Consider the following 22,721-nt stretch of genomic DNA (forward strand, 5'->3'; position numbering starts at 1 on the left):
CCCTAGGTCCATGACTGACCACGCTCCGGTGCAGACGTTTGTCGTCGGCGTCGATCGGGAGGCGGTGTTGCGGCGGCGGGCGAGGGTGCGGCGGGCGCAGCGGATGGGCGCCTGGATCACGGGTTTGATCGGTGCGCTCGGCATCCTCGGCGCTCTCTACGCGCTGATCGCGTTCCGTGGTGCCGGGCTCTGGCCGTTCGCGTTGCTGCTGATCGCGGCGATGGTCCCGCTGGTGCTGAGCGCGGTGCTCGCGTTGCGCCTCGACGCCGACCGGCAGCGCTGGTACGCCGCGACCGAGGTGCAGCCGGTCGCCCTGCGGATGTCGCCGAAGGGCCTCGAACTCGCCTGCGACGGCGCCTCCTACGCGGTGATCCTGCCCTGGCCGACCGTGCGTGGATTCACCCAGACGAAGATCTTCGGCCAGTACGTGCTCGACCTGCGCCTCCAGCGAGGCGTCGCGGCGACCACCGCCGGCGTACGCGGGCTCGACCAGCCGGCCGTCCGCTCGATCGTCAAACCGAGCCCGCTGCTCAAGCCCACCGGCATGTTCCCGGTGAACGCCCTCGACCAGCCGGTCCACGTCATCGACCAAGCCCTGCAGCACTTCTCCGCGGGAAAGACAGCGATCGTCCGGGCCTAGTGCCCCGCGGCACTAGCAGGGGAGCGCGCGGAAGGTGTAGCCCTGGGCGACGAGGTGGGGGAGGGCTCGGTCGAGGGCGGCGACGGTTTCGCTGCGGTCGCCGCCGCCGTCGTGCATCAGGATGATCGCGCCGGGCCGGGCGCCGCGGAGCAGGGCCCGCTCGATCCGGTCGGTGCCGGGCTTGGACCAGTCCTTCGTGTCGACGTCCCAGAGCACCTGCCGCTGCCCGTACTGCGCGGCTACCGCCGCCACGGACGCGTTCGTGTCCCGGAACGGCGGCCGGAAACACTTCGACCGGACACCGGACGCGATCTCCTGTCGCAACTGGGCCGCGGACAACTTCGTCAGCTTCGGGTGGTCCCAGGTGTGGTTGCCGATCCGGTGCCCGGCGCGACGGGTTTGCGCGACCAGTTCGGGGTGCGCCGCAACCTCCCGGCCGAGCACGAAGAACGTCGCCTTCGCGCGGTACTTCGCCAGCACGCTCAGCACCTTCGGCGTGTAGACCCGCTGCGGTCCGTCGTCGAACGTCAGGTAGATGACCTTGGCGCTGGGATTGAGGTTCCACGTCTCGGGCTTCGCGGTCCGGTGGTTCTGCCTCCGCGTCGCCTTGGCGGGAGTCCGGTGCTGGAACTGGACCGCGAGCGGGCCGTGCGCGGCCTGGTGGACGGCCGGGATGGTGGCGGCGGTGTGGTGTTCAGACGGCTTGGCTGCTTGGGCGAGAGCGGCCCCGAAGAGGACCGCGGCGACAAGCAGCAACTTGCCGGGCGGCAAAGTCATGGGCGGCATCTTCTCCCGCCCGCGGGGCCAACCCGGCTTGCTCGCCCGGTGTGTCGCATATCGTGCTACGGGCCACAACCGACGACGTGTGAGGCGAATCCATGAACGACAGCGGCCGGAGTGGTAGCACGGTCCGGCTGAGTGTGCTCGGCACCACCGACCTGCACGGCAACGTGTTCAACTGGGACTACTTCAAGAACGCCGAGTACGACGACGCCGCGCACAACGACCTCGGCCTGGCCAAGATCTCCACGCTGGTCAAGGAGTTCCGGGCGCAGGCCGTCCCGAACTCGCCGGCACCGCTCCTGCTCGACGCCGGCGACACGATCCAGGGCACGCCGCTGGCCTACTACTTCGCCAGGATCCAGCCCATCACCGGCGACTCGGTGCAGCCGGGTGACGGCGTACACCCGATGGCCGCCGCGATGAACGAGATCGGGTACGACGCGGCCGCGCTCGGCAACCACGAGTTCAACTACGGTGTCGACCTGCTGCGGAAGTTCGCGCGGCAGCTGGATTTCCCGTTGCTCGGAGCGAACGCCCAGGACTGGACCACTGGCCTGCCCGCCTTCCCGCCGTACGTGCTCAGGCGGGTCTCCGTGCGCGGCGGACACCCGATCACGGTCGGCATCCTCGGGCTGACCAACCCGGGGATCGCGATCTGGGACAAGGCCGAGGTCGAGAACAGGCTCAGGTTCGGTGGCATCGTCGAGCAGGCGAAGATCTGGGTTCCGCGGGTCCGCCGGGCCGGGGCGGACGTGGTGATCGTCGCCGCGCACTCCGGTATCGACGTCTCCTCGTCGTACGGCGATGCCCTGCCGGTCCCGGAGAACGCATCGGGCCTGATGGCCGAGCAGGTCCCCGGGATCGACGCGGTCCTGGTCGGGCATGCACACCAGGAAGTCGCCGAGCGGATCGTCACGAACCATCAGACCGGCGAACAGGTGGTGCTGACCGAGCCGTTGAAGTGGGGTATGCGGCTGGCCGTCATCGACCTGGACCTACAGACGATCGGCGGCCGCTGGAAGGTGGTCGGCCGGCAGAGTCACGTGCTCAACGCGAACACCGTCGACGCGGACCCCGCGGTCGTCCGGCTGCTGCAGAAGGACCACGACAAGGTGGTCGAGTACGTCAACTCCAAGATCGGGTCTTGCACCGACGCGATGTCCGCCGCGACCGCCCGCTGGGAGAACACGGCCGCCCTCGACTTCGTCAACTTCGTCCAGGCCGACACGGTCTCGAAGGCCCTCGCCGGTACGCCGCAAGCCGGGCTCCCCGTGCTCGCGATCGCGGCCCCGTTCAACCGCGCGGCCGGGATCCCCGCGGGTGACGTCTCGATCCGCGATATCGCCGGGCTGTACGCGTTCGACAACACCCTGCTCGCGGTGACGATGACGGGTGCTCAGGTGCAGGACTACCTCGAGTTCAGCGCGCAGTACTTCCAGCAGATCGCCGGCACCGGCCCCTTCACCCCCGACCAGCTCACGAACGCGCCGACCCCGACCGCACCGAACGGGACCCCCGACTACAACTACGACGTCGTCGGCGGCCTGACTTCACCGCTCTCGTACACGATCGACGTCGCCAAGCCCACCGGCTCCCGAATCACCGACCTCGCGTACGCCGGCGCCCCGATCGCCCTGGACCAGCAGTTCGTCGTTGCCGTCAACAACTACCGCCAGTCCGGCAGCGGCAACTTCCCCCACATCGCCAAGGCCCCGGTCATCTACAACCGCCAACTGGAGATCCGCCAACTGATCATCGACCACGTAACCACCACCGGAACCCTCGACCCCGCCACGGTCAAGACCACCACGTGGTCCCTGACCTCCAACGGCGCTCCGATCGCGATCGACCAGCGCGCGCCGGTCAGGTGAGGTCGACGCCTGCTGTGCGTAGGTCGACCAGGGCCTGTTCGGTGCTGGCCGGCGCCACCCCCGCGGTGAGCCCGGTCAGCACCGTAGTACTGAACCCCGCTTCGCGCGCGTCCAGGGCGGTTGCGCGGACGCAGAAGTCGGTGGCGATACCGCAGACGTCGACCTGGGTGACGCCCTTCTCGCGCAGCCAGTCGGCCAGGCCGTGCCCGTCCTGCGACTTGCCCTCGAAGCCGGAGTACGCCGCCGCGTACTCGCCCTTGTCGAAGATCGCGTCGAACGGCTGCGGGTCCAGGTTCGGGTGGAAGCTGACGCCGTCGGTGCCGGCCACGCAGTGCCGGGGCCAGGAGTGGACGAAGTCCGGCTGGGTGGAGAAGTGGTCGCCCGGGTCGATGTGGTGGTCCCGGGTGGCGACGACGTACGCGTACTCCTTGTCGCGGGGATCGTCCTCGTGCCACTTGTGCAGCAGTTGGCCGATCCGGAAGGCCACGTTCGCACCGCCCGTGACGGCGAGGCTGCCGCCTTCACAGAAGTCGTTCTGAACGTCGACCACGATCAGGGCCCGCGTCATCGGGTGCTCCTCTCGCCATGCTGGTCTGCTGGACCCACGGTACAAGCAGGAGCCGCGCGCAGTCCGCATCTCGGGACCACGCGCTGCTCGGCGCAGACGTGAGGTGTCAGCCGGCGGTCATCGTGCCTCCGTTGACGCGGACGATCTCGCCCTGCGTGGCCGTCGTCCGGGCGGAGCAGAGGAAGACGATCGCGGCCGCCACGTCCGCGGCCTCCGGGAAGCGACGGGCCGTGAACCGCTGGGCGATCTGGTCCGCCACCGGCTTCGGGAGCACCCGGTGTTCGCCGTTCTCCAGGGTGATACCGGGCATGACGATGTTGACCAGTACGCCGTCCGCACCGAGGTCGTGCTGGAGGCTGGCCACCAATCCGTGCAGCCCGGCCTTGGCCGCGCCGTACGGCCAGGACCCGGCCATCCCGCGCTCCGCCAGATCCGTGGACACCAGGACGACCCGGCCCTGCTGCGATTCCCTCAGCGCGGGAGCAGCCTGCTGAACGAGGTGGAAGTTGCCCTCGAGGTTGGACCGCAACACCGACACCCAGTAGTCCTCGGGCGCGTCCTCGATCCGCGTCGGCCGTTCGTCGAAGCCCAGCGAACCCCAGTTGACAGCGTTCCCGACCAGGACGTCGAGCCCGCCCCAGTGACTTGTGGTCGCCGCCACGGCCGCCTTGATCGTCTCGGGCTCGCCCAGCGTCATCGGTACGACGAACGCCTCGCCGCCCGCCGCGACCACCGCTTCCGCCACCTCCTCGGCGGCGTCCTTCCGTGACTGGTAGGTGATCCCGACCCGCGCGCCCTCCCGCGCGAACCCGAGCGCCGTCTCCCGCCCGATCCCCGACGACGCGCCGGTGACCAGCACCTTCATCCCACGCAAACCCAGTTCCATGACCCACTCCTGTGATCTGATTAGCCGTCTAACCAAAGAAGTTAGTCGACTAAAGATCAATTCACAAGGCGGCTTGCGCACTCGGCGGCAAGAGCGACCGCCAGAGACTCGGGGGTGTCGTCCGAGGACTCGGGGACTACGTGGTGGACGATGCCGGCCACTCGCAGGGCGGGGGCGGTGATGTGCTGGGCGTTGGCGAGGTCGGGGGCGTGGGTCGTGTCGCGGTACAGGATGGCGCTGGCGCCTTCGGGTGGGAGCGGCGCGAGCCAGGCGTTCTCCGCGGCGACGACGGTTGTTGCCGGGAGCAACGCCAGCGCGCCGCCGCCGGTGCCTTGGCCGAGCAGCAGCGAGACGGTCGGGACCCGGAGCGTGCTCATCGTGGCGATGCATTGGGCGATCTCGCCGGCCAGCCCACCTTCCTCCGCCGCCGCGGACAACTCGGCGCCCGGGGTGTCGATGACAGTGACGAGAGGCAGACCGAGTTCTTCCGCCAGGCGCATCCCGCGACGGGCTTGCCGAAGCGCGGCCGGTCCGAGTTCGCGAGCGGTCGCACGGTCCTGGCCGACCAGCACACACGGCTGCCCGTCCAGCCGGGTGAGGGCGACGAGGACGCTCGCGTCGGGCTCGGTCAGCCGTACTGTCCCCGAGCATCCATATCGCAAAAGCTCCCGCACTCCGGCCCTATCCGTCTGCCGTGTCCTGACCACTGACTCCCACCCGGACCCGTCGACCACCTCGCCCGTACGCCGTACCAGGGCCGGCGTCGTCGCGGGATCGACCAGTACGCCGAGCGCCCGGTCGAGCAGGATCGGCAGGTCGGCCGTCTCGACAACTCCATCGATCACGCCATGCGCGGCGAGGTTTTCCGCCGTCTGCACATCGGACGGGAACGGCGAACTGTGGATCGCCTGATAAACCTTCGGCCCGAGAAAACCGATCAGTGCGCCGGGCTCGGCCACCGTCACATGCCCGAGCGAACCCCAGGACGCGAACACGCCGCCGGTCGTCGGGTGCCGGAGATGGACCAGATACGGCAGGCCCGCGGCCTTGTGGTCCATCAGCGCACGGGAGATCCGGACCATCTCGAAGAACGCCGGCGCGCCCTCCTGCATCCGCGTCCCACCCGATGCAGTCGACGCGAGAATCGGCAGTCGTTCGGCGGTCGCGCGTCGTACCGCCGCTGTGATCCGGGTGGCGGTGGCGCTGCCGATCGAGCCCGCGAGAAAGCCGAACTCGCTGACCAGAACAGCAACCGGACGGCCCCGCATCAACCCGCGTCCGGTGATCACCGACTCGTCCGTCCCGGACTTCTGGCCTGCGGCTTCGAGCTGGGCCTGGTACTCCGCGGAGTGGTTGTTCACGTCAACCGGCTGGTCCCACGACTCGAACGATCCGGTGTCGAGCACCACCTCGGCGAGCTCCCGCGCACTCACGCCAGCCACTCCCGGATCGCCGCACCGTGCTGGTCGAGAGTCGGGGGAGCAGCGTGATCGCGTGGTGTGGTCTCGGTGCCGTCGCCCGTGAAGAACCGCAACGGCGGACCGGGCAACCGCAACGATCCGAGCGTCGCGTGGTCGACGTCGACGAGCAGACCCTGCGACTGCGTCTGCTCCCACTCGTAGACCTCGTCCAGCCGTCGTACCTTGCCGGCCGGGATCCCCGCCTCGGCCAGTCTCGCCAGCAGGTCCTCGGCCGACCACTCCGCAAACGCCTTCTCCACAACGGAAATCAGCCGGGACCGGTCGGCAACCCGTTGCGTGTTGGTCTCCAGGCCGGCCGGGTCCAGCCCGAAGGCATCGACGAGTCGTTGCCAGAGGCCCTCGCTTCCGACCGCGACCTGGACCGTCCCGTCGGCGCAGTGGAACAACCCGTACGGCGCGATCGACGGATGGTGGTTGCCTTGAGCGACCCCCACTTCGCCGGCCACGGTGTACCGGGTGCCCTGGAACGCGTGGACGCCGACGACGGCCGCGAGCAACGAGGTCCGGACCACGGTGCCGACGCCGGTGGTCCCGCGTTCGTGGAGTGCCGCGAGAACGCCGTACGCGCCGTACATCCCTGCCAGCAGATCGCCGATCGGCGTACCGACGCGCTGTGGATCGTCGGGTCCCGAACCGGTGAGCGACATCAGTCCGGCCTCGCCCTGCGCGATCTGGTCGTAGCCGGCCCGGCCGCCTTCGGGGCCATCGTGGCCGAATCCGGTGATCGACAGGACGATCAGGCGGGGGTTGCGTTCCTTCAGTGCGGCGATGCCCAGGCCGAGGCGTTCGAGGACTCCGCTGCGGAAGTTCTCCACCAGCACGTCCGCCCGGTCGACCAGCTTCAGCAGCAGGTCGCGGTCCGCGGTGTCCTTGAGATCGAGGGTGATCGACTCCTTGTTCCGGTTGGCGGACAGGAAGTACGTCGACTCGTCGCCGGCGAAGGGTGGACCCCAGCCGCGGGTGTCGTCGCCCTTGCCCGGCGCCTCGACCTTGATCACCCGGGCGCCCAGATCGCCGAGCATCATCGTCGCGTGCGGTCCGGCCAGGGCTCGCGACAGGTCGACCACGAGCACGCCGCCGAGGGGTCCGGTCATTCGGCTCACCAGCCCGGCAGCACGAGGGCCGCCCAGACCAGCATCGGTCCGACGAGTACGACGATCATGCTGTAGGTCAGGATCTGCTTGTAATAAACGGGTTCCGTGATCGAGTCCGGCCGGTTCGCCAGCATCAGCGCGCCGTTGGTGGAGAACGGGCTGACGTCCACGATCGTCGACGCGATCGCCAGCGCCGCGACGAACAGGCCCGCGCTGATCCCGCCGTTGCCGATCAGCGGAACCGCGATCGGGATGATCACCGGTAGCAGCGCCGTCGAGGACGCGAACGCCGACACCACGCCGCCGACGTAGCAGAGGACCAGGGCGCCGATCACCGCCGCGCCAAGTCCGGCGGCCCAGTTGCCGACGAACTCGGGCGACCCTGCCTCGGTCAGGACCGCGGCGTACGTGCTCACGCCGGCGACCAGCAGAACCGTCGGCCAGGCGATCTGCCTGACCGCGTCCTTGTGCTCCTTCGGCGCGAGTGTCGCGAGGACCACCGCCGCCGTGATGGATACGAACCCGATGTTCTTGTCGAAGATCAGCGAGACCAGGGCCACGCCGACGAAGGCGACCAACGTGAGCACCTGGTCCCGGCGTACGCCGAGAGCCTGCGTGGTGCCGGTCGGCACGGACGTACCGTAGCCGCGCGCCGGTACCGTCGCGCCACCCCGATGCAGGTCCTCGGTCAAATGGTCGTCGGCTGGGTCGTCCGGGTCGATCCGCTGCTCCATCAAGCGCCGGCCGCCGAGCAGGACGAACAGGATGGCCGCCATCACCAGGTTGACGACCAGGCTGGCCAGGAACACGGTCAGCTCGCTGGACGGCAGGTTGTTCTCCTCCATCACCGAGTTGGTGATGGTGCCGTAGATGCTGATCGGCGAGAACCCGCCGCCCTGGGCGCCGTGCACGACGAACATGCCCATCATCAGCGGGTTGATCTTGTACCGCCCGGCGAACCCGAGCGCGATCGGCCCGATGATCGCGCAGGCCGCCGGACTTGCCGCGCCGATCGCGGTCAGCAGGGCGGTGACCGCGAACATCACCCAGGGGATCAGCGCGACCCGGCCGCCGACCGCGCGGACCGCGGATCTGACGATCAGGTCGACCGTGCCGTTGTTCTTGGCTATCGCGAACAGATAGGTGACGCCGATCAGCGTCAGGATGAGGTCGCCGCTGACGCCGCCGAGGATCTCCCGCTCGCTCAGGTCGAGCGAGAACATGCCGACCAGCCACGCCGCGACGTACGCGAGCGCGCCCATGTTGATCGGCAGCAGGGTCCCCATCACGAACAGCGCCACCAGCGCCAGGATCGCTACCCACTCAGGTCCCATGACCATGCCTTTCGGTGAGAGTGGTGGGATGAGCCGAAGGGATACAGCCTCTGGCTCAGTGGCCTAGCCAATAGCCCAATCAGCCAGTTGTCAATAGGATGGGTCGTATGAGCGATGCCACCCCGCGCTTCCCCAGACCGGTACTGCGGACCCGCCTGTACGAGCAGGTCGCCGAACAGATCAGCGCGTGGATCGCGGACAACGGTCTGCGGGCCGGGGACCGTTTGCCGCCCGAGCGGGAGCTGGCCGGGCGGCTCGGTGTGAGCCGGGCGACACTGAGCCAGGCTTTGGTGGCGCTCGAGGTGATCGGCGTCGTCGTGGTCCGGCATGGCGATGGGACGGTGCTGACCGAGCGCGCCCGGACCGCACCGGTGATCGAGGCGATCCGTGCGCACGCCGACCGGTTGCCGGAGATCATCGAGGCGCGGGACGCGTTGGAGACCAAGTTGGCGGCGCTCGCGGCGGCCCGGCGTACCGAGGATGATCTGGTCGCGATCCGGGCGGCACTGACCGAGATGGAGCGCGACATCGAGGCGGGCGGTCGCGGGGTCGAGGGGGATGAGCGGTTCCACGGCGCGGTCACCACGGCGGCCCGGTCGGAGTTGCTCGCGCAGATGATGGCCGCCATCCACGACCTGATCCGGGAGACGCGGATCGAGTCGCTGTCCCAACCGGGGCGGCCGCGGGACTCGTTGGCCGGGCATCGCAAGGTCGCTGACGCGATCGCTGCCGGTGATCCGGACGCCGCGGCCCAGGCCATGCACGACCACGTGCTGTTGGTCAGCGACGTCGCCCTACTGCGCGAGCAGTCGTGACGGGCCTCGAACACCTGGCGATCGTCGGAACGGGTCTCGTCGCCGGGTTGCTGACGTCGACCGTCGGAGTGGCGTCGCTGGTGAGCTTCCCGGTGCTGGTCGCGCTCGGGATCCCGCCGGTGGTCGCGAACGCGTCGAACACCGTTGGCCTGATCCCGGCCGGTCTGGGCGGCTCGCTCGGCTATCGCCGCGAACTCCGCGAACAACCGCAGGTCACCTGGTATGTCGTCCTCACCTGCGCGATCGGTTCCATCGGCGGAGCCGTGTTGCTGCTCGCGCTGCCGCCCGGGGTGTTCGAATCGATCGTGCCGTGGCTGATTCTGTTCACCTGCCTGACCGTCGGCGCGCAACCGTGGATCTCGAAGTGGCTGCGCTCCCGCAAACCACACGACATCGAGCCCCGCTTGACGATGTCGCCGATCACCACGCTCTTCGCCGGGGTCACCGGTGTGTACGGCGGCTACTTCGGGGCCGGTTCCGGCGTGATGATGATGGCCGTCCTGGGTCTCGGCCTGGACCTGGAACTCCGGGTCGTCAACGCCCTCAAGACCCTGGCCGTGCTGGCCGCCAACGTCGTCGCCGGCCTGATCTTCCTCTTCGTCGCCGATCTGGACTTCACCGCCATCGGCCTGCTGGCGGCCGGTTCCATCGTCGGCGGGTACGCCGGCGCCCACGTCGGTCGCGTCCTCCCGCCCACCCTGCTCCGCATCCTGGTCGTCCTGGCCGGCATCATCGCCGCGGTCGCCATGCTTTGAGACTGTCAGACGTCTGCCGGAGTGCTGTGGAAGGCTCTGCATGGGTGTACATCGATGGAGGCGCGGATGAGGAACTGGGCAGGCAACATCACCTTCTCGGCGGAATTGGAGCGGCCGGGCAGTGTGGCGGAGCTGCAGGATCTGGTCGGGCGGAGCGAGCGGGTTCGGGTGCTCGGCAGCGGGCATTCGTTCAACCGGATCGCGGACACGACCGGCACGCTGGTCTCGGTGGCGAACCTGCCGCGGGTGGTGGAGATCGCGGCCGACCGGCGGTCCGTGCGCGTCTCGTCCGGACTCCGGTACGGCGAGGTGACCGCGGCGCTGGAGGAGAACGGCCTGGCCCTGCACAACCTCGGTTCGCTGCCGCATATCTCGGTCGCGGGCGCGTGTTCCACCGGGACCCACGGCTCGGGTGACACCAATGGGACGCTCGCGTCGGCCGTCCGGCGGATCGAGTTCATCGGCGCGGACGGATCGCTCGTGGCGCTCGACCGTGATCACCCGGACTTCCTCGGATCCGTGATCGCCCTCGGCGCACTCGGGGTGACGACGCATCTGACCCTCGCCACCGAACCGTCGTACGAGATCAGCCAGATCGTGTACGACGGTCTGCCGGTGGATCGGCTTTCGTCGGATTTCACCGCGATCGTCGGGAGTGCGTACAGCGTGAGCGCGTTCACGGACTGGGTGGATCCGGACGTGATGGTGTGGCGGAAGGGCAAGGGGATCGCGGCCGAGCCGGAGTGGTTCGGGGCGCGGCTGGCCGATGGGGCGCGGCATCCGATCAAGGGGATGCCGGCGGACTTCGCCACCGAACAAGGCGGGGTGCCGGGTCCGTGGAACGCGCGGTTGCCGCATTTCCGGTTGGAGTTCACCCCGAGCAACGGTGAGGAGCTGCAGTCCGAGTACTTCCTGCCCCGGGCGGCGGCCGCTGCCGGGATCGAGGCGATGCGGGCCCTCGGCAACAAGATGTCTTCGGTGATACAGGTCTCGGAGGTTCGGACGATTGCGGCCGACGAGCTCTGGTTGAGCCCTAGCCAGGGGCGCGACACGGTCGCCTTCCACTTCACCTGGGTGCAGGACGAGGCTGCCGTCCGGCCGGTGGTCGAGTCGATCGAGGACGCCCTGCTCAGGCTCGGAGCGCGGCCTCACTGGGGGAAGGTGTTCGCCGCCGACGCCGCGACGCTGCGCGAGTGCTATCCGCTTGTGCCCGATTTCATCGGCTTGGCGGCGAAGTACGACCCTGCCGGCAAATTCCGCAACGACTATCTGAACACGTACCTTCCCTTGTCCTGAACTGCGGAGTCCTGATGGCCGTGGAGGAAGGTGGAGATATCCGTGGCTGACCTGTATTTCGGTGGCGACTACAACCCGGAGCAGTGGTCGCCGGACGTCTGGGCCGAGGACGTCGAACTGATGCGCCGGGCCGGGGTCAACCTGGTGAGCGTTGGCGTGTTCTCCTGGTCGAGTCTGGAGCCGGAGCCCGGTCGGTACGAGTTCGCCTGGCTCGACCAGGTACTGGAGCTCCTTCATCACAATGGGATCCGGGTCAACCTGGCCACGCCGACGGCGTCCCCACCGCCATGGTTCAGCCTCGCGCACCCTGACGCGCTGCCGGTCACCGCGGACGGAGTACAGCTCCTGCACGGCAGCCGGGACACGTACTGCGTGTCCGCCCCGGCGTACAGGGAGGCTGCGGCCGGGATCGCGCGGGTGCTGGGTGAGCGGTACGGCGATCACCCGGCGCTGGCGATGTGGCACGTGCACAACGAGTACGGGACGGGGTGCTACTGCGATCACGCGGCTGCTGGGTTTCGCCGGTGGTTGCAGGACCGGTACGGCGATCTGCGGGAGCTGAACGAGGCCTGGACGACGGCGTTCTGGAGTCAGGGGTACTCCGCGTGGGAGCAGGTCTTTCCGCCGCGGCGGACGCAGTACTTGTCGAACCCCGCGCAGCTGCTGGACTTCCGGCGCTTCCTCTCCGACGAACTGCTGGCCGCGTACCTGGAGCAGAAGGCGGTACTGCGCTCGCTGAGCCCCGGTGTTCCGATCACGACGAACTTCGTCTTCGGCGGTTGGGTGCCGGTAGATCACCAGCGCTGGGCTCGGGAGGTCGATGTGGTTGCCATTGACCACTATCCCGACGGTGCCGGGATCGAGGCCGAACAGCAAACCGCGTTCGGCGCGGATCTGGCCCGGTCGTGGGCCGGCGGTGGTTCGTGGCTGCTGATGGAGCAGGCGGCCGGGTCGCTGAACGACCGGGGCCGGATGCACGCCAAGGAACCCGGGCGGATGACGCGGAACAGCCTCGCGCACGTGGCCCGCGGGTCGCGCGGCGCGATGTTCTTCCAGTGGCGCGCGTCGCAGGGTGGGGCCGAGCTTTACCACACGGCGATGGTCCCGCATGCCGGTCCGGACAGCAGGCTGTTCGACGAGGTGGCCTCGCTGGGCGCGCTCCTGCCGCGGCTGGCCGAGGCCGACGACGGCGCTGTCGAGGCCGAGGTGGCGATCCTGTGGGACGCCGAGTCCTGGTGGGCGCTGCAGGGACCAGGGCTGCCGTCGCCCGAGATCGACTACCTCGCCGCGGTCCGCGCCGCTCATCGGCAGTTCTGGTCTTTGGGGATCGGCGTGGACTTCGCGCATCCTTCGGCGGATCTGTCGGCTTATCGGGTCGTCGTCGTGCCGAGTCTGTACCTCGTATCGGATGAGGCCGCCGCGACCATCAGTTCGTACACCGGGCAGCTGGTGATCACTCCGCTGAGCGGGATCGCGGACGGCGCCGGGCAGATTCGGTTGGGTGGCTATCCGGGGGCGTTCCGAGACGTACTCGGGATCCGGGTCGAGGAGTTCTGTCCTGTCGACGGGGTTGTCTCGCTGTCCGGCGGCGATCGTGGTTCTGGGTGGTCCGAACGCGTCCACCTGGCCGGCGCCGAGGCCGTTTCGTCGTACCAGGGCGGGCCATTGGACGGTTGGCCGGCGATCACGCGGCGCGAGAACGCGTGGTACATCTCCACCTGGTTGGACGACCAGTCGTACGAGCGGCTGATCGCGCAGGTGCTGCGGGCTGCGGAGATCGTCCCACCCGACCTGCCCCGCGGCGTGGAACTCATCACCCGCCACTCCGGCAACACCCGCTGGCGCTTCCTCCTCAACCACACCGACCACTCGACCGTCATTCCCGGAGGCGGTCTGGACCTGGTGACCGGGCAGACGCTTGCTGACGAGGTGCCCCTGGCCGCAGGCGCGTGGGCCGTACTCCGCGACCAGGTCGAAAATTGCTAGAAGCAACCAATAGCCAAGAAACCTCAAGCTGGACAAGCGATTCCTCCCTTCTCGCGAGCCGCCTCCGATTTGGCTGGATCGAACATGCGTTCTAATCTAGACACATGAACGCGATCACGGTCAACTCGGGCTACGGCGAACACGACCTCGCCGCAGAACTGGACGCCCTGGACGCTGCCGGGCTGCTGATCCCACCCGACGACCCGGAGGCGGTGGGTGGTCCGGTGCTGATCGACGAGACCGACTACTACGACACCGTCGACTCCTATCGGATGTCGCGGGTGGAGGCGTTCGAGTGGCAGGAGTGGGCCCTCGCCGACCAGAACGAGGCCGAACGCTTTCTGCTGGAGCTGGATGCGCCGTGGGTGTTCCTGCCTCCTGGCGCGGAGCTGGCCGCGGCGTTGGAGCAGGTCCGGGCGACGACCCTGTCGCCGATGGCGTTGGTCGAGTTGATGAAGGCCACCGCCCGGCAGACGGCCTGGTCGGAGTCGATCCGGCTGGAGGCGATCGCGTCGTTCTGGCGGCAGCGCCAGGCCCAGTCCAGCGACATCCCGCGCCCCAACCAGATCGACAAGGCCGGCCGTCCGATCGACCCCGAACGCAGCTGGGCGGCCGAGATCGCGCTCGCATTGAAGGTGTCGCCGGAGACCGTCGGCAACCACATCGACACCGCGCTACACCTGACCTCCACCCTGACCGCGACCCATTCGGCGTTGCGGTGCGGCGCGATCAGCCTGTCGAAGGCGATCGCGATCTCCACCAAGACCCGGGAGCTGACCGAGGCTCAGGCTCGCGCGGTCGAGGCGCATGTGCTGAAGCGCGCGCCCGGTCAGACCCACGCGAACCTGCAGAAGTCGCTGAGCCGCCAGGTCGCCAAATACCGGGCCAAGGACCAGGCCGACCGGCACCGCAAGGCGGTTGACGAGCGGTGCTGCAAGATCGTGCCTTTGCCGGACGGGATGGCCGGCCTGTGGATCGTCAACACCGCCGACAAGATCCAGCAGATCTGGGTCGTCATCCAGGCCCTGGCCACCCTCGCCAAACACCACACCCCCACCCCTGGCGGAGCGACCACCAGCACCGGCACCGCGTCCGCCGGGGATACCGGTATCCCCGGCAACGGCTCCGGCTCCGCCACGGGCTCCGGCTCGACGGGCACGGGCTCCGCAGATACCACCTCCTCCACCTCCGCCCGAGGCACCGGCTCGACGGGCACCGGCTCCACCGCCGCCTCCGCGGGATCTGCGGCATCTGCGGCATCTGCGGGCACAGGCTCCGCCTCCGCAGACAACGCCGCCGCGGGCACCACCAACGCCGCGGATGCTACCTCCGTCGCGGGCACCGGCACCGCAGACACCGGTGCCGCGGGTGCTGCCTCCACCGCCGGCGGCGCTGCCGGACCGTTCACCGACCCGGGCAGCCATCCGGATCCACGGGCGACCGGCTCACCTCCAGACCACGACCCGCACCCAGAACGGGCCAAGGATCGGCGGAATGTGGATCAGCGGCGGGCTGATGCGGTGGCCGACCTGTTCGAGCACGTGCTGCGCAACGGGCTGGACTGGCTCGACCGGCGCCTGCCCGACCAGCACAAACGCCGCCCGCACATCGAGGTCGTCGTCCCGTTCTCGACCCTGCTCGGTCTCGACGACGACCCCGCCGAACTGACCGGCTACGGGCCGATCCCGGCCGACATGGCCCGACGGATCGCGGAGGACGGCACCTGGCGCCGGCTCCTCACCGATCCCATCAACGGCGCCGTGCTCGAGGCCTCGACCACCCGCCACGACCCCGGCGCCCTGGTCACCGAAACCCTGCTGGCCCGGCATCCGGTCTGCGCCTGGCCTGGTTGCAACCGGACGTCGCGGGAATGCGACCGCGACCATGGCACCCCGTTCGCCCGCACGGGGACGACGAGCCTGGCTGGGATGGCGCCGTACTGCGAGTACCATCACGTCATCAAAGACACCCCCGCCTGGGGCTGGACCACCACCAACCACCCCGACGGCTCGATCACCCTGACCACCCCCACCGGGCACCGCCACACCACCGTCCCACCCGCCCGCGGACCCATCACCCAACCACCCACCCAGCCCCAACCCCCAGCCGACGAATCACCACCCTTCTGACTGCACGAGTGCCGAGCCCGGCCGCCTGCACAACACCCGGATGGCCGCCGAGTCATCGGCCATCAGCCGCCGTTCACTCCGGAGCCACGCTGCTGCCGGACTTAGCCGCTGCGCTGCAGTTCCCGGAGTGGCGAGAACGTGGAGAACGCGTGGCGCGGGGAGTTCGGCCGAGCGGGGAGTTCGGTTCTAGGACGGTAGGTCTTCGATGTTGGTGGTGATGGTCCAGAGGAGGTTGCGGAGGAGGCGGCGGTGTTCGGGGGAGATGCCTTGGAGGGCGCGGTCGCCGGCGCGGGTGTGGAGTTGTTGGACGGTTTGGGCCAGCTCTCTGCCGTGGTCGGTGAGTTCGATGGCTACCTGGCGGGCGTCGCGGTCGTTCTTCACTCGGCGGACAAGGCCGGCGGCTTCCATTCGCTGGGTGGTTTTGGTGGCGGTCGGGACTTCTACGTCGAGGACCTTGGCCAGCTTGGCGACTGGGAGGGAGCCGAGGTGGAGGAGTTTGGCGAGGACGATCTCCTGGCCGGTGTGGACGCCGGTTCCGGTCAGTTCATCGGCGATCGCCTTGCGGCCGGCCCGGTCGGCGAAGCGGAGTGCGATGAGGACATCACCGCCGCTCGCGGGCGCCTCGGGGTCCCATTGCAGCTTTTCCGGCCCGGTACTCCGCGCCGCGGCGTCCCCCGTACTGCGCGCTGCTGTGGGATCCGTCGTGCCGGTCCCGGCGGGCGTGGTACCGGCTGGGTCGGGAGGGTTCACATCGCGCTCCGGGGAGCGTAGGGGTTGCGGGCGGTCAGGTCGCCTATGTATTCGGTGGGGATGGCTGCTTCGCCGCGGCTTAGCTGGCTGGCGCTGCGGGGGAGTTCGTCGCGGACCTTGAGGTGGTGGGCCTGGGACTCGGCGGGGGTGGTGCGGCCGATGATCTTGCCGGCCTCGACCAGGGGCTTGAGCAGGACGCGGTCATCGCCGTCGTCTACCGGGGGTTCGCCGACGCCGATCAGCTCGACCTCGGCGACGCCGGCGGAGTTGCGCCGGCGGAGGGCGTATTTGCGGCCGCCGATGCTGATCTTGTCGGGGCTCTTCTTCGCGACCGGGTACATCGCGCCGTCGGCGTCTTCGCGCGCCACCAGTTTGTAGACGAAACCGCAGGTCGGGTATCCGCTGCCGGTCACCAGCGACGTGCCCACGCCGTACCCGTCGACCGGGGCCGGGGCGAGGGCGGCGATCTGGTACTCGTCCAGGTCGCTGGTCACGATGATGCGGGTCTTCTTCGCGCCGAGCGCGTCGAGTTGGTCTCGGACCTGGCCGGCCAGCGACGGGAGGTCGCCGGAGTCGAGCCGCACCGCGCCGAGTTCGGGTCCGGTCAGGTCGATCGCGGTCTTCACCGCCTCGGTCAGGTCGTAGGTGTCCACCAGCAGCGTGGTCCCCTTGCCGAGGGCATCGATCTGGGAGCGGAACGCGTCCCGTTCGGTGTCGTGCAGCAGGGTGAACGCGTGCGCCGCGGTGCCCGCGCTCGGGATGCCGAACCGGCGCGCCGCCTCCAGGTTCGAGGTGGTGGCGAAGCCCGCGATGTACGCCGCCAGCGCGGACGCGACCCCGGCCTCCTCGTGGGTGCGGCGCGAGCCCATCTCGATACACGGCCGGCCGCCGGCCCACCAGGTCATCCGGGACGCCGCCGAGGCGACCGCCGAGTCGTGGTTCAGGATCGACAGGAACACGGTTTCCAGCAGCACCGCCTCGGCGAAGCTCGACTCCACCACCAGGATCGGCGACCCCGGGAAGAAGATTTCGCCGTCGGCGTACCCGGAGATGTCGCCGCTGAACCGGTACGCCGCCAGCCACTCGCAGGTCGCTTGGTCGACGACTCCCCGCTCGGCCAGGAACGCGAGGGTGCCTTCGTCGAACCGGAACCGCTCGAGCGCGTCGAGGAGCCGGTTGACGCCCGCCACCACGCCGTACCGGCGGCCGTCCGGCAGTCTGCGGGCGAACAGCTCGAAGACCGACCGGCGGTGCGCCGTGCCGTCGGCCAGACTGGCCTGCAGCATGGTGAGCTCGTAGTGGTCAGTCAGCAATGCGGTCGACTGGTCGGCTGTGTTCACAAGGGCAGCCTATTGCGAACCCGGAACCGATGATGGAGAGAATGGACAGGTGACCACCGCACCAAGCGAGCTCGAGAGCCCCGAGATCGACGAGGCGATCGAGCTGAGCCCGCCGTGGGTGACGATCGTCTGGAACGACCCGGTCAACCTGATGGACTACGTCACCTTCGTCTTCCAGACCTACTTCGGCTACTCCAAACAGAAGGCCGAGAAGCTGATGCTGCAGGTCCACCAGGAAGGCAAGTCGGCCGTTTCGAACGGCAACCGCGAGGCGATGGAACGAGACGTCGAGGCCATGCACTCCTACGGCCTGTGGGCCACCTGCGAGAAGTCGTGACGAGGTTCCGCAAGCGCCGTAAGACGGTCGTCGTCAGTTTCGCCGAGCACGAGGCCGACATCCTGGCGAACCTGCTCCGCAACCTGGTCGAGCTCCTGTACGACGGGATGCCACCGCGCGCGACCGCCTCGTCGGACCCGCTGGCCGCGTTGCTGGACTCGGACGGGCCGACCGCGCCGCCCGAGGACGTCGTACTGCAACGGCTGCTGCCGGACGCGTACTCCGGTGACGACCAGGCGTCGTCCGAGTTCCGCCGGTTCACCGAACGCGGCCTGCGGGACGGGAAGGCGTCGGACGCCAAGCGGGTGCTGGCCGCGCTGGAAGACTCCCACGTGGACGAGATCGTGCTCGAACCGGACGAGCAACTGTCCTGGCTGCGCGCGATGAACGACCTCCGGCTGGCGATCGGCACCCGGCTCGGGATCAAGGACGAGGACGACTACAGCACCTGGGAGAAGCTGCCCGACGACGACCCCCGGCGCCTCACCTACGACCTGTACGACTGGCTGGGCTACCTCCAGTCCGCATTGCTGCACAACATGCGCTGAGCCCGATCGTTGAGCGGTTGGCAATATGGTTGCCCGCATGGAGAAGCGGACGTTGGGGCGTACGGGTCGGGACATCGGTGTGGTCGGGTTGGGGGCCTGGCAGCTGGGGGCCGACTGGGGTGAGGTCGGCGAGGACGAGGCGCTCGGCGTACTGCGGGCCGCGGTGGATGGCGGGGTCACGTTCATCGACACCGCCGACGTGTACGGCGACGGCCGGAGCGAGCGACTGGTCGGCCAGGTGCTCCGTGAGTACGACGGCCTGACGGTGGCGACCAAGATGGGCCGCCGGGTCGAGCAGAAACCGGAGAACTACTCGCCGGAGAACTTTCGCGCCTGGAACGACCGGTCCCGCAAGAACCTCGGGGTGGACACGATCGACCTGGTCCAACTGCACTGCCCGCCGACTCCGGTGTACTCGACCGACGCGGTGTTCGACGCGCTCGACACGATGGTGGACGAGGGCCGGATCGCGGCGTACGGGGTGAGTGTGGAGACGTGTGCCGAGGCGCTCACCGCGATCGCCCGGCCGAACGTGGCGTCGGTGCAGATCATCCTGAACGCGCTCCGGTTGAAGCCGCTCGACGAGGTGCTCCCGGCGGCGCACGCGGCCGGGGTCGGCATCATCGCCCGGGTCCCACTGGCGAGCGGTCTTCTGTCCGGCAAGTACGACGAGAACACCGTCTTCGGCGCCGACGATCATCGCACCTACAACCGGCACGGCGAGGCCTTCGACGTCGGCGAGACCTTCTCCGGCGTCGACTTCGGGACCGGCCTGGAAGCGGTCCGCCGGCTGCTGCCGTGGATCCCCGCCGGCGCCACGATGGCCCAGTTCGCCCTCCGCTGGATCCTCGACCAGCCCGGCGTCACGGTCGTCATCCCCGGCGCCCGCAACCCCGCCCAGGTCGCCGGCAACCTCGCCGCCGCCTCGCTCACCCCACTCACGCCCGACCAGCTCAGCGCAGTACAGGAAACCTACGACGAGCTGATCCGCCCCCAAATCCACAACCGCTGGTAGTCGTCCAGCATCCGGACACACCTGTCGCTCGTCAGGGGTGCCGCAAAGAGCGCACTACCTTTGATTTGTGCTCATCATCGACTCGGCGGGGTATGACGCGATCGTGGCGCATGCTCGGCGGGATCATCCGGACGAGGCGTGCGGGGTGGTGGCCGGGCCGGCCGGGTCGGATCGGCCGGAGCGGTTCATCCCGATGCTGAACGCGGCCATGTCGCCGACGTTCTACGAGTTCGACTCCGGCGATCTGCTGCGGTTGTACAAGGAGATGGACGACCGGGACGAGGAGCCGGTGGTGATCTACCACTCGCACACCGCGACCGAGGCGTATCCGTCCCGCACCGACATCAACCTCGCTCAGGAACCAGGCGCGCACTACGTGCTGGTCTCCACCCGGGACGGCGCGGACTCGCCGTCGTACGACGGGCCGGTGGAGTTCAGGTCGTACCGGATCATCGACGGTGCGGTCACCGAAGAGGATGTCAAGATCGTGCCGGACTACAGCAACCTAGGAGACAACTGATATGGCGATCGAGCTGCGCGTCCCGACCATCTTGCGCACCTACACCAAGGGCGAGAAGGCCGTCAGCGGCGCGGGTGGCACGCTGGCCGAGCTGTTCGACGACCTCGAGGCCCGCAACCCGGGGCTGAAGGAGCGGATCGTCGAGGGTGAGCCGGAGGAGCTGCGCCGGTTCGTCAACGTGTACGTGAACGACGAGGACGTGCGGTTCACCGGCGGGCTGAAGACCGGGGTGAAGGACGGCGACGTCGTCGTCGTACTCCCGGCGGTGGCCGGCGGCTGACCATGCGTTTCGACAGCCTGCTGGATTCGGTCGGCGGTACGCCGCTGGTCGGGTTGCCGCGACTCTCCCCGTCACCCGATGTCCGGTTGTGGGCCAAGCTCGAGGACCACAACCCGACCGGGTCGATCAAGGACCGGGCGGCGCTGCGGATGTTGCTGGACGCTGAGAAGGACGGCCGGCTCCGGCCCGGCAACACGATCCTGGAACCGACCTCGGGCAACACCGGGATCTCGCTGGCGATGGCGGCCAAACTGCGCGGCTACCGGATGGTCTGCGTGATGCCGGAGAACACCTCCGAGGAGCGCCGCCAGATCCTCAGGATGTGGGGCGTCGAGATCATCTCCTCGCCGGCCGCGGGTGGTTCGAACGAGGCCGTCCGGGTGGCGAAGCAGGTCGCCGAGGAGCACCCGGACTGGGTGATGCTCTACCAGTACGGCAACCCCTCGAACGCGGCCGCGCACTACGACGGCACCGCCCGGGAGATCCTCGCCGACCTGCCGTCGGTGACGCATTTCGTCGCCGGACTCGGCACCACCGGCACGCTGATGGGCGCCGGCCGGTTCTTCCGTGAGCACAAGCCGGAGGTCCGGATCGTCGCGGCCGAGCCCCGGTACGGCGAACTCGTGTACGGCCTGCGCAACCTGGACGAGGGATTCGTGCCGGAGTTGTACGACGCGACCCTGATCGACGCCCGGTTCTCGGTCGGCCCCCGGGACGCCGTACGCCGGGTCCGCGAACTGCTCGACAACGAGGGGATTTTCGCGGGCATCTCGACCGGCGCGATCCTGCACGCGGCCCTCGGTCAGGCGGCCAAGTGCGTCCGCGACGGCGAGTCGGCCGACATCGCCTTCGTCGTCGCCGACGGCGGCTGGAAGTACCTTTCGACCGGCGCCTACGAAGGCACCATCGACGAAGCCGAAGACCGCCTCGAAGGCCAGCTCTGGGCCTGAGATCAACTGACTACCAGGTCATGGTTGCTTGAAGAGCACTTTTCTTCCTAGCCGGGGATGGGTGCCACGGCCCTTGCAGCTGTTGCAAGGGCGGGTGGCGTAGCTGAACATTGAGCCTTTGTGCCTGCCCATCCCCTTGCAGCGCCCGCATTTCGCGTACGGGTGCAGTGACAGGGAGACGACGTACAGTGCGAAGGCGGCGAGCCCAAACACAACCAGCATGCCCATCGGCCCGAGGGCCCGGACGATGTCGGCGACGGTGCTGTTGGTGCTCGTTTCCAGAACCTGCATCGTGAGGGGCGGTTGGAAACACATCGCACCAGAGTGGCCCGCGTCACGTGATAATGCAATTCCGGAGAGTAAAGATGTGGATAACTCCGGCGTGTCGTCCTCCGGGCTCAGGTAAGGCTCACTTCAGATCTGCCCGCGTCCGGGCCTGATTCCAGGCCGCTGACAAGGTTGCCAGCGGCCCGGGTTAGGGTTCGATCCGTGGCGGACGCACCGATCGGGATCTTCGACTCAGGCTTCGGCGGGCTCACGGTGGCGCGGGCCGTGCTCGATCAGTTGCCGCACGAACCGATCCTGTATCTGGGCGACACCGCCCGCCAGCCGTACGGGCCGAAGTCGATCGCCGAGGTCCGGGAGTACTCGCTGGAGTGCCTGGATCATCTCGTCGAGGCAGGCGTCAAAGCACTCGTGATCGCCTGCAACTCGGCCAGCGCCGCCATGCTCCGGGACGCCCGCGAGCGGTACGACGTACCGGTGGTCGAGGTGATCCTGCCCGCGGCCCGGCGCGCGGTCGCCGCCACCAGGAACCAGCGGGTCGGCGTGATCTGCACCCGCTCGACCGCGACCTCGCTCGCGTACGACGACGCGTTCGCGGCGGCCCCGCAGGTCCAGCTGACCACCCAGGCGTGCCCGGAGTTCGTGCCGTTCGTGGAAGCCGGGGTGACGTCCGGGCCTGAGTTGCTCGCCGCGGCCCACGAGTACCTGGACCCGCTGGTCGAGCTCGGTGTCGACACGCTCATCCTCGGCTGCACTCACTATCCGTTGCTGACCGGCGTGATCTCGTACGTGATGGGCGACGGGGTCACGCTGGTGAGCAGTGCCGAGGAGGGGGCCAAGGACGTGTACGGCGTACTGACGAAGGCCGGCCTGCTCCGCGACGACAGCCTGCCCGAACCCCAGCACCGCTTCGTCACGACCGGCGACCCGGCCGATTTCGCCGCCATCGGCTCCCGTTTCCTCGGCCCCGTCATCAACGCGGTCGACCAGTTCGCCTGGATCCGCTGAGCCGCCGGCGAAATGTGACGGGTCTCGCACGTTCCTGCACAGCCAGCAAC

22 protein-coding genes are annotated in these 22,721 nt (G+C 68.8%); 14 read left to right on the forward strand and 8 right to left on the reverse strand.

Annotated features, from left to right (window positions below; translation table 11 throughout):
- Positions 1–10 precede the first annotated feature (10 nt).
- The gene (locus EV643_RS22750) at positions 11–640 is read left to right on the forward strand and encodes a hypothetical protein (protein ID WP_133802136.1); all 630 of its coding nucleotides are present in this window, start codon (positions 11–13) and stop codon (positions 638–640) included.
- 12 nt (positions 641–652) lie between these two features.
- Here EV643_RS22750 and EV643_RS22755 read toward each other — a convergent pair whose 3' ends face one another.
- Positions 653–1,417 (reverse strand): polysaccharide deacetylase family protein, encoded by a 765-nt coding sequence (locus EV643_RS22755; RefSeq protein ID WP_133802137.1) that lies wholly within the window; start codon positions 1,415–1,417, stop codon positions 653–655.
- Between the two features lie 101 nt (positions 1,418–1,518).
- Between EV643_RS22755 and EV643_RS22760 the strand changes: the two genes are divergently transcribed.
- On the forward strand, positions 1,519–3,294 hold the full coding sequence (locus EV643_RS22760) for a bifunctional metallophosphatase/5'-nucleotidase (protein WP_133802138.1): 1,776 nt from the start codon (positions 1,519–1,521) through the stop codon (positions 3,292–3,294).
- Here EV643_RS22760 and EV643_RS22765 read toward each other — a convergent pair.
- The 5 genes from EV643_RS22765 to EV643_RS22785 all read right to left on the reverse strand — a co-directional run bounded on the left by EV643_RS22765 (position 3,287) and on the right by EV643_RS22785 (position 8,657).
- Positions 3,287–3,862: a nicotinamidase gene (locus EV643_RS22765; RefSeq protein ID WP_133802139.1), complete on the reverse strand. Its 576-nt coding sequence runs from the start codon at positions 3,860–3,862 to the stop codon at positions 3,287–3,289. The genes EV643_RS22760 and EV643_RS22765 overlap by 8 nt on opposite strands.
- 106 nt (positions 3,863–3,968) lie before the next feature.
- A complete protein-coding gene (locus EV643_RS22770) occupies positions 3,969–4,748 on the reverse strand; it encodes an SDR family NAD(P)-dependent oxidoreductase (RefSeq protein ID WP_133802140.1) in 780 nt (259 codons plus the stop codon).
- 56 nt (positions 4,749–4,804) lie between these two features.
- Positions 4,805–6,181, reverse strand: coding sequence for a carboxyl transferase domain-containing protein (locus tag EV643_RS22775; protein WP_133802141.1), 1,377 nt, complete (start codon positions 6,179–6,181; stop codon positions 4,805–4,807).
- Positions 6,178–7,323, reverse strand: a complete 1,146-nt coding sequence (locus tag EV643_RS22780; RefSeq protein WP_133802142.1) for a CaiB/BaiF CoA transferase family protein — start codon at positions 7,321–7,323, stop codon at positions 6,178–6,180. Before EV643_RS22780 ends, EV643_RS22775 begins: the two co-directional genes overlap by 4 nt.
- A gap of 5 nt (positions 7,324–7,328) precedes the next feature.
- On the reverse strand, positions 7,329–8,657 hold the full coding sequence (locus EV643_RS22785) for an SLC13 family permease (RefSeq protein ID WP_133802143.1): 1,329 nt from the start codon (positions 8,655–8,657) through the stop codon (positions 7,329–7,331).
- Between the two features lie 107 nt (positions 8,658–8,764).
- On the opposite strand from EV643_RS22785, the gene EV643_RS22790 reads away from it, so the two are divergent.
- From EV643_RS22790 to EV643_RS22810, 5 genes are all read left to right on the forward strand, one after another.
- Complete coding sequence (locus tag EV643_RS22790) at positions 8,765–9,472, forward strand: FadR/GntR family transcriptional regulator (RefSeq protein WP_133802144.1); 708 nt, start codon at positions 8,765–8,767, stop codon at positions 9,470–9,472.
- Positions 9,469–10,227: a sulfite exporter TauE/SafE family protein gene (locus EV643_RS22795; RefSeq protein ID WP_133802145.1), complete on the forward strand. Its 759-nt coding sequence runs from the start codon at positions 9,469–9,471 to the stop codon at positions 10,225–10,227. Before EV643_RS22790 ends, EV643_RS22795 begins: the two co-directional genes overlap by 4 nt.
- Before the next feature lie 66 nt (positions 10,228–10,293).
- Positions 10,294–11,523, forward strand: coding sequence for a D-arabinono-1,4-lactone oxidase (locus EV643_RS22800; RefSeq protein ID WP_133802146.1), 1,230 nt, complete (start codon positions 10,294–10,296; stop codon positions 11,521–11,523).
- 42 nt (positions 11,524–11,565) lie between these two features.
- The gene (locus EV643_RS22805) at positions 11,566–13,509 is read left to right on the forward strand and encodes a beta-galactosidase (protein WP_133802147.1); all 1,944 of its coding nucleotides are present in this window, start codon (positions 11,566–11,568) and stop codon (positions 13,507–13,509) included.
- A gap of 104 nt (positions 13,510–13,613) precedes the next feature.
- Positions 13,614–15,638, forward strand: coding sequence for an HNH endonuclease signature motif containing protein (locus EV643_RS22810; protein ID WP_133802148.1), 2,025 nt, complete (start codon positions 13,614–13,616; stop codon positions 15,636–15,638).
- Between the two features lie 186 nt (positions 15,639–15,824).
- Here the strand turns inward: EV643_RS22810 and EV643_RS22815 are convergent, their stop codons facing one another.
- Positions 15,825–16,388: a MarR family winged helix-turn-helix transcriptional regulator gene (locus EV643_RS22815; protein WP_133802149.1), complete on the reverse strand. Its 564-nt coding sequence runs from the start codon at positions 16,386–16,388 to the stop codon at positions 15,825–15,827.
- Positions 16,385–17,674, reverse strand: a complete 1,290-nt coding sequence (locus EV643_RS22820; RefSeq protein WP_238165748.1) for a nicotinate phosphoribosyltransferase — start codon at positions 17,672–17,674, stop codon at positions 16,385–16,387. Before EV643_RS22820 ends, EV643_RS22815 begins: the two co-directional genes overlap by 4 nt.
- A 103-nt stretch (positions 17,675–17,777) precedes the next feature.
- Here EV643_RS22820 and clpS point away from each other — a divergent pair, with 103 nt between their 5' ends.
- The 7 genes from clpS (at position 17,778) to murI (ending at position 22,671) form a co-directional block, all read left to right on the forward strand.
- Entirely contained in the window at positions 17,778–18,065 is a 288-nt protein-coding gene (clpS, locus tag EV643_RS22825) for an ATP-dependent Clp protease adapter ClpS (RefSeq protein WP_133802151.1), read from the forward strand.
- On the forward strand, positions 18,062–18,613 hold the full coding sequence (locus EV643_RS22830) for a DUF2017 domain-containing protein (RefSeq protein WP_133802152.1): 552 nt from the start codon (positions 18,062–18,064) through the stop codon (positions 18,611–18,613). The genes clpS and EV643_RS22830 overlap by 4 nt, the downstream gene beginning before the upstream one ends.
- Positions 18,614–18,650: 37 nt before the next feature.
- Positions 18,651–19,628 carry an aldo/keto reductase gene (locus EV643_RS22835; RefSeq protein ID WP_133802153.1) on the forward strand — a complete coding sequence of 326 codons (978 nt, stop codon included), beginning with the start codon at positions 18,651–18,653 and terminating at the stop codon, positions 19,626–19,628.
- Positions 19,629–19,695: 67 nt separating this feature from the next.
- Positions 19,696–20,148 carry a M67 family metallopeptidase gene (locus tag EV643_RS22840; protein ID WP_133802154.1) on the forward strand — a complete coding sequence of 151 codons (453 nt, stop codon included), beginning with the start codon at positions 19,696–19,698 and terminating at the stop codon, positions 20,146–20,148.
- A gap of 1 nt (position 20,149) precedes the next feature.
- Positions 20,150–20,428 carry a MoaD/ThiS family protein gene (locus EV643_RS22845; protein WP_133802155.1) on the forward strand — a complete coding sequence of 93 codons (279 nt, stop codon included), beginning with the start codon at positions 20,150–20,152 and terminating at the stop codon, positions 20,426–20,428.
- Positions 20,429–20,430: 2 nt separating this feature from the next.
- Positions 20,431–21,378 (forward strand): PLP-dependent cysteine synthase family protein, encoded by a 948-nt coding sequence (locus EV643_RS22850; RefSeq protein ID WP_133802156.1) that lies wholly within the window; start codon positions 20,431–20,433, stop codon positions 21,376–21,378.
- A gap of 489 nt (positions 21,379–21,867) precedes the next feature.
- Complete coding sequence (gene murI, locus EV643_RS22860; RefSeq protein ID WP_133802157.1) at positions 21,868–22,671, forward strand: glutamate racemase; 804 nt, start codon at positions 21,868–21,870, stop codon at positions 22,669–22,671.
- Positions 22,672–22,721: the final 50 nt, after the last annotated feature.

The sequence above is a fragment of the Kribbella caucasensis genome, from assembly GCF_004361855.1.
Lineage (GTDB): Bacteria > Actinomycetota > Actinomycetes > Propionibacteriales > Kribbellaceae > Kribbella > Kribbella caucasensis.

Bases quoted from the DNA above. Each gene is read 5' to 3' on its own strand.
- EV643_RS22760 (WP_133802138.1), top strand. From the start codon at position 1,519: ATGAACGACAGCGGCCGGAGTGGTAGCACGGTCCGGCTGAGTGTGCTC.
- EV643_RS22790 (WP_133802144.1), top strand. From the start codon at position 8,765: ATGAGCGATGCCACCCCGCGCTTCCCCAGACCGGTACTGCGGACCCGC.
- EV643_RS22850 (WP_133802156.1), top strand. From the start codon at position 20,431: ATGCGTTTCGACAGCCTGCTGGATTCGGTCGGCGGTACGCCGCTGGTC.
- EV643_RS22780 (WP_133802142.1), bottom strand. From the start codon at position 7,323: ATGACCGGACCCCTCGGCGGCGTGCTCGTGGTCGACCTGTCGCGAGCC.
- EV643_RS22765 (WP_133802139.1), bottom strand. From the start codon at position 3,862: ATGACGCGGGCCCTGATCGTGGTCGACGTTCAGAACGACTTCTGTGAA.
- EV643_RS22770 (WP_133802140.1), bottom strand. From the start codon at position 4,748: ATGGAACTGGGTTTGCGTGGGATGAAGGTGCTGGTCACCGGCGCGTCG.
- EV643_RS22800 (WP_133802146.1), top strand. From the start codon at position 10,294: ATGAGGAACTGGGCAGGCAACATCACCTTCTCGGCGGAATTGGAGCGG.
- EV643_RS22845 (WP_133802155.1), top strand. From the start codon at position 20,150: ATGGCGATCGAGCTGCGCGTCCCGACCATCTTGCGCACCTACACCAAG.
- EV643_RS22750 (WP_133802136.1), top strand. From the start codon at position 11: ATGACTGACCACGCTCCGGTGCAGACGTTTGTCGTCGGCGTCGATCGG.
- EV643_RS22820 (WP_238165748.1), bottom strand. From the start codon at position 17,674: ATGCTGCAGGCCAGTCTGGCCGACGGCACGGCGCACCGCCGGTCGGTC.
- EV643_RS22785 (WP_133802143.1), bottom strand. From the start codon at position 8,657: ATGGGACCTGAGTGGGTAGCGATCCTGGCGCTGGTGGCGCTGTTCGTG.
- EV643_RS22755 (WP_133802137.1), bottom strand. From the start codon at position 1,417: ATGACTTTGCCGCCCGGCAAGTTGCTGCTTGTCGCCGCGGTCCTCTTC.
- EV643_RS22810 (WP_133802148.1), top strand. From the start codon at position 13,614: ATGAACGCGATCACGGTCAACTCGGGCTACGGCGAACACGACCTCGCC.
- EV643_RS22835 (WP_133802153.1), top strand. From the start codon at position 18,651: ATGGAGAAGCGGACGTTGGGGCGTACGGGTCGGGACATCGGTGTGGTC.